The sequence below is a fragment of the Thiolapillus sp. genome, assembly GCF_048562965.1.
Taxonomy (GTDB): Bacteria; Pseudomonadota; Gammaproteobacteria; order Chromatiales; family Chromatiaceae; genus Thiolapillus; species Thiolapillus brandeum_A.
Genome location: NZ_JBHNMF010001015.1, coordinates 1 through 1,003 on the forward strand (window position 1 = coordinate 1; position 1,003 = coordinate 1,003).

At 55.7% G+C, this 1,003-nt stretch carries 2 protein-coding genes; both read left to right on the forward strand.

Annotation, left to right across the window (positions count from 1 at the left end):
- Positions 1-298: IS200/IS605 family transposase (gene tnpA, locus ACOCD2_RS21895; RefSeq protein ID WP_419626114.1), on the forward strand; the 298-nt coding region annotated here is incomplete at its 5' end.
- Between the two features lie 236 nt (positions 299-534).
- Positions 535-1,003, forward strand: a 469-nt coding sequence (locus ACOCD2_RS21900; RefSeq protein WP_419622282.1) for an RNA-guided endonuclease InsQ/TnpB family protein, incomplete at its 3' end; no start/stop codon positions are given.

Below are 1,003 nucleotides of genomic sequence, written 5' to 3' on the forward strand. Positions count from 1 at the left end.
AAAGATCATGCGCGACGTGTGCGCCATCCAGGACGTAACGCTGGCGGAATTCAACGGTGAAACCGATCATGTACATCTGCTAGTGGAATATCCCCCGACCGTGCAACTGTCGAAGCTCATCAACAGCCTAAAGGGTGTATCGTCGCGCCGCCTGCGCAAACGCTACCCGCAGATCAAAACCCACTGGATCGGAAAGAAAGGCCAGCTCTGGTCGCCCTCGTACTTCGCCGGTTCCGTGGGCGGCGCGCCCATCGAGGTGTTGAAACGCTACATCGAACAACAGCAAGCCCCTCACTAATCGCCTACCGGCGATGCGCTATCCTTCCCCTCCCTGAAGGAAGGGGCTTGTCGCGCTTTTTGGTCATGGCCCTAGCATCAGAACTGCTTGATATTGTCCGCGAACTGCCTGAAGAACAGCTGCAACTTTATCAAAACAGCGCGTAAAACCCCTTCCTTGAGGTGGGGGATATAAGCGTCATCGTCTGTGAGGGCCATTAGAGTTGCTATTCGACGAAATAGAACCACAATAGAACCATGCTGATACGCAAAGCCTACAAGTTTCGCCTAAAGACCAATCCGGCTCTGGAGCAAAAGCTGTTCCGTCAGGCCGGGTGCTGCCGTTGGGTATGGAACCAGGTCTGGTGGATGAACCAGCGGCGCTTGGCTGATAAGCAGCGGATCATCCGCTATCACGAAGCTGCGTTTTGGCTGAGCCTGTGGAAGCAAAGCGAGGAATACGGCTTCTTGCGCGAGGCCCACTCCCAGCCCCTGCAACAAACACTGAAGGATTTGGATCGGGCCTATCGGGACGGGTTTGATAAGAACCAGCCCCTCAACCGGTTGCCGCGCAAAAAGCGCAAGTTCCGACAGGCGGCCTTCCGCTACCCCCAGGGCGTGAAGCTGGACAATCGCCGTATCTATCTACCCAAGCTGGGCTGGGTGGGATTTTTCAAGAGCCGGGATATTTCCGGCACGGTGAAAAATGCCACGGTGTCCTATCAGG